The sequence below is a fragment of the Kribbella sp. NPDC051586 genome, assembly GCF_044453965.1.
Taxonomy (GTDB): Bacteria; Actinomycetota; Actinomycetes; order Propionibacteriales; family Kribbellaceae; genus Kribbella.
Genome location: NZ_JBITDF010000003.1, coordinates 159,507 through 173,051, shown reverse-complemented (window position 1 = coordinate 173,051; position 13,545 = coordinate 159,507). Strand labels below are relative to the sequence as shown.

At 68.7% G+C, this 13,545-nt stretch carries 12 protein-coding genes; 5 read left to right on the top strand and 7 right to left on the bottom strand.

All coding sequences use genetic code 11. From position 1 onward, the window contains the following. Position 1: 1 nt before the first annotated feature. A complete protein-coding gene (locus tag ACIA58_RS19755) occupies positions 2-925 on the bottom strand; it encodes a carbohydrate ABC transporter permease (protein ID WP_396405163.1) in 924 nt (307 codons plus the stop codon). After that, a complete protein-coding gene (locus tag ACIA58_RS19750; RefSeq protein ID WP_396405162.1) occupies positions 922-2,220 on the bottom strand; it encodes an ABC transporter substrate-binding protein in 1,299 nt (432 codons plus the stop codon). Before ACIA58_RS19750 ends, ACIA58_RS19755 begins: the two co-directional genes overlap by 4 nt. A 148-nt stretch (positions 2,221-2,368) precedes the next feature. Here ACIA58_RS19750 and ACIA58_RS19745 point away from each other — a divergent pair, with 148 nt between their 5' ends. Next, positions 2,369-3,109: a FadR/GntR family transcriptional regulator gene (locus ACIA58_RS19745; RefSeq protein WP_396405161.1), complete on the top strand. Its 741-nt coding sequence runs from the start codon at positions 2,369-2,371 to the stop codon at positions 3,107-3,109. A 73-nt stretch (positions 3,110-3,182) separates the two neighbouring features. Then, positions 3,183-5,198, top strand: a complete 2,016-nt coding sequence (locus ACIA58_RS19740) for a right-handed parallel beta-helix repeat-containing protein (protein WP_396405160.1) — start codon at positions 3,183-3,185, stop codon at positions 5,196-5,198. Positions 5,199-5,210: 12 nt separating this feature from the next. Here the strand turns inward: ACIA58_RS19740 and ACIA58_RS19735 are convergent, their stop codons facing one another. Genes ACIA58_RS19735 through ACIA58_RS19725 form a run of 3 tightly spaced genes read right to left on the bottom strand, consistent with a single transcriptional unit; the run spans position 5,211 to position 8,837 of the window. Then, a complete protein-coding gene (locus ACIA58_RS19735) occupies positions 5,211-5,474 on the bottom strand; it encodes a hypothetical protein (RefSeq protein WP_396405159.1) in 264 nt (87 codons plus the stop codon). Between the two features lie 7 nt (positions 5,475-5,481). After that, positions 5,482-8,406 carry a tetratricopeptide repeat protein gene (locus ACIA58_RS19730; protein ID WP_396405158.1) on the bottom strand — a complete coding sequence of 975 codons (2,925 nt, stop codon included), beginning with the start codon at positions 8,404-8,406 and terminating at the stop codon, positions 5,482-5,484. Beyond that, positions 8,406-8,837 (bottom strand): hypothetical protein, encoded by a 432-nt coding sequence (locus ACIA58_RS19725; RefSeq protein WP_396405157.1) that lies wholly within the window; start codon positions 8,835-8,837, stop codon positions 8,406-8,408. Before ACIA58_RS19725 ends, ACIA58_RS19730 begins: the two co-directional genes overlap by 1 nt. 55 nt (positions 8,838-8,892) lie before the next feature. Between ACIA58_RS19725 and ACIA58_RS19720 the strand changes: the two genes are divergently transcribed. After that, positions 8,893-9,252 carry a MerR family transcriptional regulator gene (locus tag ACIA58_RS19720; protein ID WP_396405156.1) on the top strand — a complete coding sequence of 120 codons (360 nt, stop codon included), beginning with the start codon at positions 8,893-8,895 and terminating at the stop codon, positions 9,250-9,252. Positions 9,253-9,403: 151 nt separating this feature from the next. Here the strand turns inward: ACIA58_RS19720 and ACIA58_RS19715 are convergent, their stop codons facing one another. Beyond that, positions 9,404-9,595, bottom strand: coding sequence for a hypothetical protein (locus tag ACIA58_RS19715; RefSeq protein WP_396405155.1), 192 nt, complete (start codon positions 9,593-9,595; stop codon positions 9,404-9,406). 314 nt (positions 9,596-9,909) lie between these two features. Here ACIA58_RS19715 and ACIA58_RS19710 point away from each other — a divergent pair, with 314 nt between their 5' ends. Then, positions 9,910-11,955 carry a DUF222 domain-containing protein gene (locus ACIA58_RS19710; RefSeq protein ID WP_396405154.1) on the top strand — a complete coding sequence of 682 codons (2,046 nt, stop codon included), beginning with the start codon at positions 9,910-9,912 and terminating at the stop codon, positions 11,953-11,955. Between the two features lie 186 nt (positions 11,956-12,141). Continuing rightward, complete coding sequence (locus tag ACIA58_RS19705; RefSeq protein ID WP_396405153.1) at positions 12,142-13,083, top strand: aldo/keto reductase; 942 nt, start codon at positions 12,142-12,144, stop codon at positions 13,081-13,083. On the opposite strand, the gene ACIA58_RS19700 is transcribed toward ACIA58_RS19705, so the two are convergent. Continuing rightward, a complete protein-coding gene (locus tag ACIA58_RS19700) occupies positions 13,080-13,514 on the bottom strand; it encodes a MarR family winged helix-turn-helix transcriptional regulator (protein ID WP_396405152.1) in 435 nt (144 codons plus the stop codon). The two genes, ACIA58_RS19705 and ACIA58_RS19700, sit on opposite strands and share 4 nt — an antisense overlap. Positions 13,515-13,545 lie beyond the last annotated feature (31 nt).

Below are 13,545 nucleotides of genomic sequence, written 5' to 3'. Positions count from 1 at the left end.
GTCACACCCCCTTCGTGGCGCGCTTGATCAGCCGGATCTGCGCCAGCCCGACGACCAGCATCAGCACGAACAGCACCATCGACGCGGCCGAGGCGAGCGCCGGGCTGTTCATCTGGCCCTGCGTGATCCAGATGTAGAACTCCGGCAGGTACGTCGCACCGCCCGGACCGCCCGCGGTCATCACGTAGACCAGCCCGAACATGCCGGTCAGCATCCCGATCATCGTCGTGACGAACACGAACTGGATGGTCCGGCTGAGCTCCGGAACGATCACGTGCCGGATGGTCTGCGGCAGGTTCGCCCCGTCGCACTTCGCGGCGTCGAGCAACGACTGGTCGAGCGTCGAGAACCCGGCCATGAAGATCACCAGCGCCATCCCGAACGTCGCCCAGATGTGCACGCCGATCACCGAGAAGATCGCGACGTGCGAGTTGCCCAGCCAGTCCACCGGCCCGATCCCGAGCTTGGTCAGTCCCTGGTTCAGCGGGCCGTCGTAGGACAGCAGGATGTTGAAGATCGCGCCGATGATGACCGGCGACAGCACCACCGGGAAGAAGTACACGCTGCGGTAGAAGCGGTGGCCCGGCGTCTTCAGGAACAGGAAGGTGGCCAGGATCCCCGGCACCGCGACCGCGACCGGCAGGGCCAGGAACAGCAGCCCGACGTTCTTGATCGCGGTCCGGAAGACCGGGTCGTGCGCCAGCGCCCGATAGTTGCTGAGGCCCACGAACACGCCGTTGCGGGCGCCGTCTCCGGTGAGCGAGTACTGCGCACCGAGGATCAGCGGGACGATCCGCAGCCCGACGATGACCAGCAGCGCGGGCGTTACCAGCACCAGCGGGGCAAGCTTGTGCTCGCTGATGTGCCGGCGACGGACGTCCGTCGTACGTCGTGGTGTGGTGATGGCTTCCCCTGCCGAGGTCATTTGTCCGACGCCGCCAACTGGGTCAGTGCGGCGTCGACGGTCACGTCACCGCTGATCAACTGCTGGGAGAGCCGGTGCATCAGGTCGAGCGTCTTCGCAGAGAGCGCGGTGTGCAGCAGCGGCTTGCTGTCGGGCAGCCACGAGACGATGTCGCCCGCTGCCTTGACGTCGACCGTCGAGGTGTCGATGGTCTTGTCGGCCGCGATCGCACCAGCCTTCTCGAAGAACTGCTTCTCGGCGTCGGTGCTGGACAGGCTCTTGATCAGGTCGACGGCGAGATCCGGGGACTTCGTCCACTTCATCACGCCGTACCCGATGCCGCCTTCGGCGGGCAGGAACGTCTTCGACACGTTCGCCGGATCGATCACCGGCGCTTGGTAGACGCCCAGGTCCGGACCGAGGAACTCGTCGAAGCTCTTCCAGTGCGCGGTGTCTGAGATCAGCCCGATCACGTTGCCGCCCTTACCGCCGGAGAACATCGTGAACTGGTCGTTGAACATGGCGGTCGAGTTGACGCCCTTGTTGTACCAGCCCTCGTCGTTGGTCTTCTTCCAGAGGTCGAAGATCTGCTTGACCTCGGGCGACTTCCAGTCCCGCTTGCCGGCCAGCCAGGCGTCGTACTGCGCCGGGCTGAAGACGCCGGGGGCGAACCCGGACAGGAAGAACTCGATCCCGATGCCCTCCTTGTTGCCGAGGTTGAAGCACGCGTTGCCGGACTTCTTGATCGCCGCGCAGTCGGTCTGCAGTTCGGCGAGCGTCTTCGGCGGCGTCTCCGGGTCGAGGCCGGCCTTCTTGTAGACGGCCTTGTTGTAGTAGAACGGGAAGCCCTGCAGCGTGATCGGTACGGCGTAGGTCTTGCCGGCGTCCTTGAAGGCGTCCCAGCCGACCAGCCGGTCCTTCAGGTCAGCGGTCTTGTCGTCGAGCGGCAGCAGCGAGGTGGCGCGCTCGCGCATCTGGGCGCCGCCGTTGAACATCGCGATGTCCGGGCCCTTGCCCGCCTGGATCGCGGTCCCGAGCAGTGTGTAGTACTGGTCGTACGGCTGGGCCACGAAGTCGACCTGGACGTCGGGGTGCTTGGCCTCGAAGTCGGACTTGGCCTTGTCGTAGTACGCCTTGGTGCTCGCGTCGCCGGAGTGCCAGTCCCAGACGACCAGCTTCTGCGCCTGCTGCGCAGTACCTCCGGACGAGCTCTGCGGCGCGGCCGCACCACAGGCGGCGGTAGCGAGCGCGACTGCTGCGACGAGGGCGGCGGCGACCCAGCTGCGCTTCGGGATTCGAGTTGAGGCGGTCGGCATGACGCCCTCCTTGGATCAGATTCGGTGAGCTCCAGGCTCGGCGTCGATTGTTAGTTGTCTGTTGTCTGTTGTCAAGAGTTTGTTGACTGCTGCAGACTGGGCGACAATCCGTGAGGTAGGCACCACCGGAAACACCTTGGAGGACAGCGTGGCGGAGCTCGGACAGGCGACCGTGCGACTCGCACCGGCGGCGGCTGCGGCGCGCCCGGCGCGGCTCGCGGACCTGGTGGTGGAGTCGATCGTGGACGGAATCGTGTCCGGCTCGATCGCGCCGAACGCCGTACTGCCGCCCGAGTCGGCGCTGTCGGAGCAGTTCCAGGTGAGCCGGATCACAGTGCGTGAAGCCGTCAAGCTGCTCGAGGCCAAGGGCCTGGTCGAGGTACGCCGCGGTGTCGGCGCCGTGGTCAACGACGACTCGCGATGGAACCTGCTCGACTCGGCCGTCCTCGGCGCGGCCGTCAAGCACGATGCGAACCTGACGATCCTGGACGAGCTGGTCGGAGTACGCATCGCGCTCGAGTCGAGCCTGGCTGGCCAGGCCGCGGAGCACGCGACCGACGAGGACCGCGCCGGGATCGAGGCGGTCTTCCACCGGCTGGAGGCCGACACCACCCGGCCGGAGGTGTTCATCCAGACCGACGTGGAGTTCCACGACCGGATCATGGCCGCGTCGGGCAACCGGCTCGCCCGGTCGATCGTCAGCAGCGTGCACAGCCAGGCCCGCACGAGCATGCGCTACCAGGGTCACCCGAGTGTCGAGGACGTCAGCATCACCAACTCCGAGCACCGGGTCGTGCTGGAGCGCATCCTCGACCGCGACGCCGCCGGCGCCGCGCAGGCCATGACTGACCACATCCGGTCAGCGTGGGAACGTCGCCGCCCCGCCTGACCTTGACGCCACCCCTCGACGGACCTAGGTTCCTGCTCACTGATGTCAGACAACTGTCAACATAGGAGTGAGCATGACCCGACCTCGTCCGCTCCGCGTCTGGGCCGCCACAGCCGCCCTTTCCAGCCTCGCGCTGGCGGCCCTCGCCCTCTCCACCGCCCCGAGCTCCGCCGTCCCGTCGCGCACCGAGGTGATCCTGGTTGCGCCGGACGGCAAGAAGCCCGTCCAGGCCGACCCCGCCGATCACGTCGTCCGCAGCCTGCAGGCCGCCCAGGCCCTCGTCCGGGCGAACAACTCCCGCTCCGACGTCCGCGTGCTGCTGGCCGGCGGAACCTACGAACTCAAGACCCCGCTCCGCTTCGACGCCCGCGACGGCGGCCGGAACGGCCACACCGTCACCTGGCAGAGCGTTCCGGGCCAGCAGGCGACGCTGTCCGGCGGCTCGAAGGTGAGCGGCTGGACGCTGCACGACCCGGCGAAGAACATCTGGTCCGCCGACGTTCCGCGCGGGACCCGGTCGCGACAGTTGTACGTCGACGGAAAGCTCGCCCAGCGCACCCAGCTGCTGCTGGCGGAATCGAAGAACACCCGCGGCCACCTGGTCTTCAGCCAGCGCGGCCTCACCGTCAACGATCCGACGCTGGCCGCGCAGATCGCCGGTCTGTCGAACCCCGGTGACCTCGAGATCGAGGAGCTCGGCTCGTTCACGGACCGCTACTCCCCCGTCCGGTCGGTCGAGGGCAACACCCTGGTGATGGAGCAGCCGGCCTGGGACAACAACAACTTCGGGTACGACACTCTCAAGTCGCCGTACGCCCGCGGTGCGCTGTACCTCAACAACGCCTACGAGCTGCTCTCCGGCCCGAACCAGTGGTACCTCGACTCCGCGAAGGGCAAGGTCTACTACCGGCCCGCCGACGGGCAGACGATGCGGACCACCGACGTACGGCTCCCCCGGCTGGAATCGCTGGTGCAGGTGAGCGGAAGCTACCGCGACCCGGTCCAGAACCTTGCCTTCAGCAACCTGAAGTTCGCGCACACGACCTGGAACTTCCCGAGCGGTCCGCAGGGGTACGTCGACCAGCAGAGCGGCGCGCACGCCGTCGGCACCTACGCGAAGCCGGCCGACTTCCTGACCAGCTGCCAGAACGGCTGCCCGGAGTTCGAGAAGACGCGCAACGAGTGGCAGCAGATACCCGCCGCCGTACAGGTGTCCGCCGCCTCGCATGTCAGCTTCGACGGGAACAGCTTCCAGCAACTCGGGTCGGTCGGCCTCGGTCTCGGCATGGATCCGAACCCGAATGGGATCGGGTACGGCGTCAGCCATACCGCCGTACTGCGCAACACCTTCACCGACAGCGCGGCGTCCGCGATCGTCGTCGGCGGCCTACAGCCGAACGCGCACCATCCGCGCGACCCGCGAATGACCAACCATGACGTGACGATCAGCGACAACACGATCGCCGGCGTCAGCAAGGAGTACCGCGACAACGCCGGCATCCTGTCGACGTACGTGACCCGGGCGACGATCACGCACAACACGCTGACGGACCTGCCGTACGACGGCATCGACATCGGCTGGGGATGGGGCATCAACGACCCGGGCGGCAACCTGTACTACCTCAAGGCCGGGCTCTACAACTACCAGCCGATCTACCAGACACCCACGACGTTCCGCGAGAACCTCGTGGCCGGCAACCTGATCCACGACACCAAGCAGGCGATGCACGACGGCGGCAGCATCTACACGCTCTCGGCGAGCCCCGGCACCGTGATCGAGCGCAACTACGTGTACGACAGCCAGACCACGTTCGGCGCGCTGATCGACCAGGGCACGAGGTACGTCGTGATGCGCAACAACGTGTTCCTGGGCAGCAGCAGCTGGGTCTACATCAACTCCGACGCCGGCAACCCGGACACCTTCAACACCAAGGACAACCTCGTCACCGGCAACTGGTGGGACGTCGGCTCCGCCCGCAACCCGGAAGGCCCGGGCTACAACAACCAGGTCGTCGACAACACCCAACTGACTGGCGCCGTCCCACCGGAAGCACAGGCGGTCATGAGCTCCGCCGGCGCGCGACCCTGACCCCGTCCGGGATCAGGTCGGTTCGTGCTGGGCCTTGCGGACGATCTTCTGGGCGGCTCGCTCGGGGATGAGCAGGCTCAGCAGCACGGTCACGAGGAAGTCGTCCCGGCCCGCTGTGGTGTCCGCCGCGGAATGGCTGATCTCGGGGACCATTCTCGACCCGACCCGCACGAATCCCACGCTGCGAAAGGATTGTGCGCCCTGGTCGTACTCGTACATGAGTGGGAGGACTGTCGATCGGTCGATGGTCAGGACGGCCGTACGGAACATTCCCATCCAGGAATCATCTCCTTCCGAAGCGGCGAGTGCCTGGGCGAGGCGTGTCCCGCAGCATCTGACGGACGTCGACCGCCTGCAGGTACGCCTCGTGGAAGACCTGCGGCTGGCCGGCGGCCAAGCGACGGTAGCGGGTGATCGACTCGTCGATCGCCCGCATCGCCGCGTCGTGGCGGCCGGTCGCGTCGAGGCGCAGGCACAACACCGCGAATCCGAACAGGGAGCGCGCCAGATCGGGTTCGTACGCGGGTGAGCCGGCGCCGACGAGTCCTCGGCGCAGCTCCACGGATCGGGCGCCTGCTGCCAGCGCGTCGACGGCGCGACCGGTCCCGGCGTACCGGAAGGCCAGGTTGAACAGCGCTCGTGCCAGGTCCGCCCGCACCACTGCCGGGTTGTCCCGCGCCAGGCGCTCGAAGATCTCCACGGCCTCCTGGCACGCGGTCAACGCCGAGTCCGGTTGCTCGAGTGCGGCCAGCCGGATGCCGAGGTTGTCGAGTGCCTTGGCGAGATCGAGCTCGTGCCGCGCCGGAGTGTCCACGGCGAGTTGGCGGAAGACTGCGACGGCCTCCTGGCCGGCGGCAAGGGCTTCGGCGGGGCGGTCCGTGAGTGCGAGCTGATCGCCGAGGTGGTCCAGCGCGGCGGCGAGCTCCAGTCGATGCGGGTACGCCGTGCCGAGCCGTCGAAGGATCTCCACTGCCTCACTTGTCGCGAGCACGGCCTCACCCGGGCGACCGAGCTGGCGTTGGCAGACTCCGAGGTGGTTGAGGCTCTTGGCCAGCTCCGGTTCGAACGCGAGCGGGTTGAGGTCGGCCATCTCCCGCCACAGGGCGACCACTCGCACGGCGACGGCCGCAGCCTCCTCCCACCTTCCGGCGCCGAGCTGCCGGAGGTGCAGATTGCCCAGCCGCCGCGCGAGGTCCGGTCGGTGCTGCGCCGGGTTCTCAGCCGCGAGGTGCTCGGTCAGCTCGACGGCGCGGCGGGCCGTCGACAACGCCTCGTCGTACCTGCCGACGTCCGCGAGCCGACTCCCCAGGTTGTCGACGGCAGCGGCCTGGTCGGCCGAGACGCCCTCGTGCCGCGCGACCGCCTCCTCCGCCGTCGCGAGGGCCTGATCGCGGCGCCCTTCACCGGCCAGGCTGATGCTGAGGTTCGTCAACGCGCCGGCCAGCGCAGGAGTGAGCTGTGGATCGGTGCCGGTCAGCCGTCGCCAGACTGCGACCGCGCGCTCGTTGGCTGCCAAGGCTTCGCGCCGGCGCCCCAGCCGGTACAACGGCCGGACGAGGCTGCCGACGGCTTGTGCGAGGAGCATGTCGTCAGCGGACTGTTCAGAGCCGGCGACGGCTTGTTCGGCCGCCGCCAGCGCTTCGCCGTGCCGGCCGGCATTGTCGAGCCGAGCACTGAGCTCCAGCTGCAGCAACACGCTGTCGGCATCGCCGGCACCGACCAGCCGCAGCTCGGTCAACCGGACGACGACATCGGCGATACCGACATCCAGATCAGCCTGTGAACCGGCAGGGAAGTGCGGCTCGATCGCCGTGAGCACGTCGAGGCCGACCTGTGGGATCGCAGCGATCGCGGACAGGGCAGCACTCCCCGCGTCTACCGCCAGCCGGGGCCGGTCGCGTAGCAACGGGAACAGCTGGGCAGGCCCTAGATGCGGCCAGCGCGCGGCCGCCGACGCGAGAAAGGTGACAGCCCGCGCGGGGTCGGCCGTTCGCTCGAGTACGGCGGTCGCCGTGCCGTTCGCCCAGGTCTGCGCCTGATAGGCAGCCGTATGCCCTGGCACGCTCACTGCGAGGAAGTCCTCGGCCAGGCGGTCGGGATACAGCGGCTCCAGCACGGTTCCGTCGGCCGGTGGATAACAGACTGCGTGGTCGCGCAGTACCTGTGTGGAAGGCAACGACAGGTCCAGCGCGTCCAGGACGGCGACGCCGGTCGACGGAGGGACGGCACCGGTCAGCGCTGCTGTGAACACCGCGCGATTCATGACATCGGGCGGAGTCCGGTAGCTGGATGCGGCCGGACCGAGGCGATGCGACTTGTCGTCGTACCGGCGGGTCCAGTGCAGGTACTCGCGATCCAGCAGGTAGCAAGTCAGGCCGGTGGGATCGACGGGCGGCCGATCCCGGGCACCGGCGTGGGCGTCGACCGCGACGAGCGCTGCCATCTGCAGTGCCAGCGGCAGCCCGAAGTCGGCGTCATCCAGCGGGCCGGGAACCGCCACATCGTCCGGCTCGTCGATCTCGTAGACGGTCGCGAAACCGTCCCGCGCCGCCGTGACCATGGCCGACCGGGACTCCGCGTGCAGCGGCGGCAGGAGCTGGCTGGAGGTGTCCACCTGGTAGTCGGCCAGCGCGGAACGAACCGGCGGCCAACTGTCCAGATTGCGGGCGAGCAAGAGGACCCGGGCCGGCACATCAGGCCTGTGCAGCAAGGCGTTGCTGAACAGCCAGGTGAGGTGAGTCAGCGGCCACCGGTCGGCGTAGTCGACGACGAGCAACAACCCCTCGGCCGCGTCGAGACGCAGGTCCTCCTGCCGGCCCGGTGGCAGTACGGCACCTGGGCCATGGACGGCGACGACGACCTTCCAACCCTCCGCACGCGACTCGTCCATGAGCTGCGCAGCCAGCCGGCTCTTGCCCTGCCCGGCCGGACCGTGCAGCCACCGCACGGCCATCCGCGAGCTGTCGTCGCGCCAACGACGTAGCTCGGCCAGCTCCTCCGTCCGGCCGGTGAATTCCGCCACCGCGAACCGGGCGTTGAGCATCCGGCTGGGCGCCTCACGCAGCCACCGCGGATCCGGCTCGGGGCCAGGCTGCCAGCTCAGCAACAGATACAACGGAACGCCGTCACCGAAGACATGCAGGTCGGCGCCGATCACGCCGTACCCGACCCCGCTCTCGACGTGCACGATCTGGCGGTCCGGCACCATCAGCCCGCTTCGTCGGAGTCTGCCGGATGTTCGTGATAGTGCAGGTCGCCACCCTGCACCCCGAACGCACGGCCATTGCCACGAGCAACGATGTGCTGCACGAACGTGGGCTGCGCGAGCGTGGACTGCGCGAGCAGCTCCTTCAACTCGTCCGCGGCCTCAGGCTCCGCACCGAGCAGCTCGCTCAGCCGATCCCGCCACCGCTCGACGAGCTCGCGCTGCAACGTCTCGTGATCGTTCACGTCGGCGTCTGCCAACCGATCCGCGTCCCGCTCCAACTCCGCGAGTACGGCGTCCCGCTCCTTCTTCCCGCGCCGCCCGAACAACCTCGCCACACCGTCCCGGGTCGCCCGCCACGCATCCGTAGCCATCGCCCCGACGACCGCGGCCCCGCCGGCCGCGGCCAGCGTCACCAACGCGTCACCCACCATTCGGAACCTCCTCGCTCCGACCGTACCTGTCCCACGGACCGTCTAGGCTCGGAGCATGACGACCTACGGTCCGGCGGAGGCAGCTGAGCGGTCCGGGTTCAGCATCGACACGTTGCGCTACTACGAGCGGGAGGGCATCCTCCCGCCCGTGGCGCGCAGTTCGGGCGGACGGCGGCAGTACTCCGACGGCGATCTCGCGATGCTCGACTTCCTGCGCTGCTTGCGCGACACCGGCATGCCGATCGAGCGCCTGCGCCGGTACGGCGAGCTCGCGCGGTCGGAGGAGACCATGCCGGAGCGCCTCGCCCTGATCGAGGAACACGCCGCGGTGGTCCAGAGCCGAATCGCCGAGCTCGAGTCCCAACGCGCCCGCCTCGAAGAGAAGGCCGCCTGGTACCGCGAGCAACTCGGGTGAATCCGCAGGGCAGACGAAGAGATTCGGAGTAGCGACCGGCTCCGGTGACCGCCCGCAAGCTTGCTGCGCTGCATAGGGTGCCAGGACAGACTTCGACCCACCGTTACAGACGAATCGAAGTTGCGGCGCAACGCGCCTGCCGGCCCTTGGCTCACACCGGCACGTAGAGCAAGAACGCTCCGACCAGCACGGCGAGCGCGATCGCCGTGGGAAGCGCCATGAAAGCAATGAGTTCATCAAGGCGCGACTGTGTTGCCGTCCAGGCGTAGCTCCCGGAGGGCTGCGCGATGTTGGCCTGTGTCGGACCTCGGTCCGAGGTGATGGTCCGTCGGTGGTCGGGCATCCGACGCCGGGCCTGGTCAGCATCACCGGTTCCACCCGAGCCGGCTCTGCCCTGGATGATGCCGGGCGCGTTCCGCGGTACCGCGGTCGACGGCGAGTACGGGATTCCTGCCGCGACCAACCCGGTCGGGCAGGGCCGCTGCCGGCAGCGGCGCGCGGCGGCAGGGCCAGTTCGCCTTGTGGACAAGGGGTTTCGCTGGTTGACCCGATTTGGCATGCGCGAGTCGAGCAGATAGAATCGAACACATGTTCGACACTGATCTGAGTGAGCTCTCGACGGCCGACCTACTGGAGTCGGCCGCCGAGCACCGCGCGATGGCCAACCGGGCCGACGCGCGGCTACTGCAGCACGCTCAGATCTACGCCGACCGATCCCACCCATCCACCTGCCGCGTCCGACCCGGCCGGCGCTCGTCTGATGGACGGGAGCGCGCCGTAGTGCTCGGCGGCGACGGCTGCCCCGAGATCGCGGAGTTCGCCATCGCCGAATTCGGCGTCGTGCTCGGCATCTCGCCGATGGTCGCCGCCCGGTTCCTCGGCGAAGCCCTCGCCCTACGCCACCGGTTCCCGTTCACCTGGGCCCGCGTCCTGGCCGGCGACGCCACCCCCTGGAAGGCCCGCCAACTCGCATCGGCGTGTGTGAAGTTGTCGGAGGAAGCCGCCCGCTACGTCGACCGTCGCGTCGCACCACTCATCGACTCCATCACCCCGTACCGCCTCGACAAGATCATCCGCGCCGCCAAAACCCACGCCGACCCCGACCTCACCCGCGCCGAAGCAACCGAAGCCGCAGCCGAGCGCGGCGTCTTCATCGGACGATCCGACGACCACGGCAACAAAACCATCTACGCCAAAGCCCCCGCCGGCGCGGTCATCCGCCACGACGCGACCATCGCCGCCATCGCCGACGCCCTCAAAACCATCGGCGACACCCGCCACCTCCAACACCGCCGCGCCGACGCCCTCGGCATCATCGCCGACCCCCGCTTCACCCAAGAACTCCTCACCCAAGCTCACAACCACCCATGCTCAACCACCTCCACAAGCACTCCCACAGGCACCGCTACTGACACCGCCGCCGCACCCGCAGACACCTCAAGCCCGGCCTCATCCCCCGGCCGACATGCAGCGGAGCCAAGCCCCGAAGCGGCCCCCGGCTCGCGAGCCCCAGAAGCAGGCCCTCAAGCACCCGGTGGTATCCGAACCGCAGAAGCATCCGTCGGCGCGCGATCGGCGGCTGCAGCCCGCAGCGCGTTCATTCCGCCCGACCGCCCGACCGCCACACCGTGCCCGTCCGCAGACCCGGATCGCGGCGGTACTGCCCCGCGCCCAGCAAGCCCGCCGTACAACAGCCCCCTCAACCACCCAAACAACACACCACGTACGCCGCACCCGGCACACGACGCCACCACACCACCCCCAACAAGCCCGCCCTACGACGGCCCGCGCGACCACTCCAACAACACACCACGCACGCCGCACCCGGCATGCGACGCCACATCAGCACCCTCGGCAAACCCGCCCTACGACGGCCCGCGCGACCACTCCAACGACACCCGGTGCACGGCAGACCCGGCACGCGACGCCGGCGCCGCGCGCCCGGCGAGCCCGCCGTACGACGGCCCGCAGGCCGGTGACACCAGCCCGGCTGATCCCATCAGGCTGCGGGAGGTTCCGTGGGCGGATGAGGTCGGGCCGTACGATCCTGATCCGCCGAGCGATCCGTTCGATGCTCGGCCGATGGGCCACGTTCCCGGGCCGCGGACCGAGCCCGACGACGGGGCGCCGATGGACGCCGTCGCGCAACGGGCGCTCGACGCACGCCTCGCGCAGATCAAACATGACGCCCACACCAACCCCACGGGCGGACAGGTGCGTCCCGGGCAGGCCGAGATCTTCGTGCACCTCACCGACCTCACCCTTGCCACCGGCAACGGTGTACTTCGCGCCGAGGGCATCGGCCCGCTGCTCGCCGACCAACTCACCGAACTCGTCGGCCACGCGCCCTACACCGTCAAACCCGTCATCGACCTCAACGACACCGTCAGCGCCGACGCCTACGAAATCCCCACCCGCATCCGCGAACGCGTCCGCCTCACCTACCCCGTCGAACTCTTCCCCTACGGCACCCGCGAAACCCATCGCACCATCGATCTCGACCACATCCAGCCTTACAACCCGCACGGCCCGAGCGGCCAGACCAGCACCCGCAACCTCGCCCCTCTCAGCCGCTTCGCCCACCGGGTAAAGACCCACGCCCACGGCTGGGACGTCCGCCGCATCGACTTCAAGACCCTGGAATGGACAACACCCCACGGCTTCACGTTCGAAGTCGGCCCCACCGGGACGCACCGCCGGTGAGGCCTTCGCGCAGCCGTTTGCCGGAGTAGCGGTCCTCGCGGTCCTCGGTCGGCGTAGGCGTTCCGTCGGGCGGCTGATCCGAACACGTCCGCAACTACGGATCGGCGGACGCGCCGAGCCAACTGGATACCCGACTCTCTGGGTCGGCTTGACCTGGTGCGCGCTCCAGGTTGGATCGTCGTCGGCATGACATCTCTTACTTCACCGTTGGTGCTCGGCGCGATGATGTTCGGTACGGCGATCGACGAGGACACGTCGTTCGCGTTGCTCGACCGCTTCGTCGAGCGTGGCGGAGTCTGGATCGACACCGCCGACTGCTACTCCTTCTGGGCCAGCCCGGACGGGCGCGGCGGGGCCAGCGAGCGTGTGCTCGGCCGCTGGCTCGCCGCGCGGCCGGACGTCCGCAACCGGATTCGGATCGCCACCAAGGTCGGCGCGGAACCGCTCTGGGCCGGATCCTGGCCGGATCAGCGGGCGGGCCTGAGCCGTCGCGCGATCCACGACGCGTTCGCCGGCAGCCTCGAACGGCTCGGCATCGAGCAGGTCGACCTGCTGTGGCTCCACCAGGAGGATCGCCGGACGCCGATCGAAGAAACCGTCGAGGCCGTTGCCGAACTCAACGAATCCGGCCAGGTACGACGGGTCGGCGCTTCGAACCACCCGGCCTGGCGCATCGAACGCGCCCGCGCTCATGCCATCTCCAAAGGACTCGCGCCGATCGACGCGCTGCAGCTGAGTGCCACCTACCTCCGGGTCCGCCCCGGCACGCTGCCGGAGGCAACGGCGCACCCGTTCGGGCAACTCAGCGACGAGCAGCTGGATCACGCTCGCGAACACCGGATGGAGGTCTGGGCCTACACGCCGCTGCTGGCCGGCGCGTACGACAACCCGGACAAGCAGATCCCCGAGGCGTACGACCACCTGGGCAGCACCCGCCGCCTCGCTGCTCTGGACGACGTAGCCCAGGAGAGCGGCGCGGCCCGGGGCCAGGTCGTCCTCGCGTGGCTCGTTGCCCAAGGCATCCGCCCGATGCTCGGCGGCAGCAAGCTCCACCAATTGGAATCCGCCCTCGACGCCACCGAGCTGACGCTGACCGCCGAACAGCTGAAGAAGCTCGACGTGAGCTAGCGGTTCGCGCGGAGGTTCTGGGCCAGATCGCCGAGGGCCGGGAGGGCGTCGATGATCGTCCGGGCGGACGCCTTCGGGAGTTGGTCGAGGCAGGCGCCCAGGGCCTCGGTGCGGAGCAGCTTGACGCGTTCGTGCAGCTGTCGGCCGGCATCGGTCGCCTCGACCCGGACGGCGCGCAGGTCGTCCGGGTTCGGGTCGCGCTGGATCAGGCCCAGCTCGGTCAGCCGGCCCACCACCCGCGACAGCATGGTCGGATTGAGCCCCTCGAGCTGAGCCAGTTCGGTCAGCCCGAGGGGGCCACGGAACGTGATCAGACCGAGCACGGACGCCTGGGTCGGCGTCAGGCCCTCGTCGGTCGCCGTGGCGTTGAGCTCCCGCGCGAGCTTGGAGATCACCCCACGAAGCTTGCTCAACGTCTCGGTGTCAGTCATGTCACCCCTTTATTGCCTGCCAGCAAGCAAT

Bases quoted from the DNA above. Each gene is read 5' to 3' on its own strand.
- ACIA58_RS19720 (WP_396405156.1), top strand. From the start codon at position 8,893: ATGACGACCTACGGTCCGGCGGAGGCAGCTGAGCGGTCCGGGTTCAGC.
- ACIA58_RS19730 (WP_396405158.1), bottom strand. From the start codon at position 8,406: ATGGTGCCGGACCGCCAGATCGTGCACGTCGAGAGCGGGGTCGGGTAC.
- ACIA58_RS19705 (WP_396405153.1), top strand. From the start codon at position 12,142: ATGACATCTCTTACTTCACCGTTGGTGCTCGGCGCGATGATGTTCGGT.
- ACIA58_RS19700 (WP_396405152.1), bottom strand. From the start codon at position 13,514: ATGACTGACACCGAGACGTTGAGCAAGCTTCGTGGGGTGATCTCCAAG.
- ACIA58_RS19750 (WP_396405162.1), bottom strand. From the start codon at position 2,220: ATGCCGACCGCCTCAACTCGAATCCCGAAGCGCAGCTGGGTCGCCGCC.
- ACIA58_RS19740 (WP_396405160.1), top strand. From the start codon at position 3,183: ATGACCCGACCTCGTCCGCTCCGCGTCTGGGCCGCCACAGCCGCCCTT.
- ACIA58_RS19725 (WP_396405157.1), bottom strand. From the start codon at position 8,837: ATGGTGGGTGACGCGTTGGTGACGCTGGCCGCGGCCGGCGGGGCCGCG.
- ACIA58_RS19755 (WP_396405163.1), bottom strand. From the start codon at position 925: ATGACCTCGGCAGGGGAAGCCATCACCACACCACGACGTACGACGGAC.
- ACIA58_RS19710 (WP_396405154.1), top strand. From the start codon at position 9,910: ATGGCCAACCGGGCCGACGCGCGGCTACTGCAGCACGCTCAGATCTAC.
- ACIA58_RS19715 (WP_396405155.1), bottom strand. From the start codon at position 9,595: ATGCCCGACCACCGACGGACCATCACCTCGGACCGAGGTCCGACACAG.
- ACIA58_RS19735 (WP_396405159.1), bottom strand. From the start codon at position 5,474: ATGGGAATGTTCCGTACGGCCGTCCTGACCATCGACCGATCGACAGTC.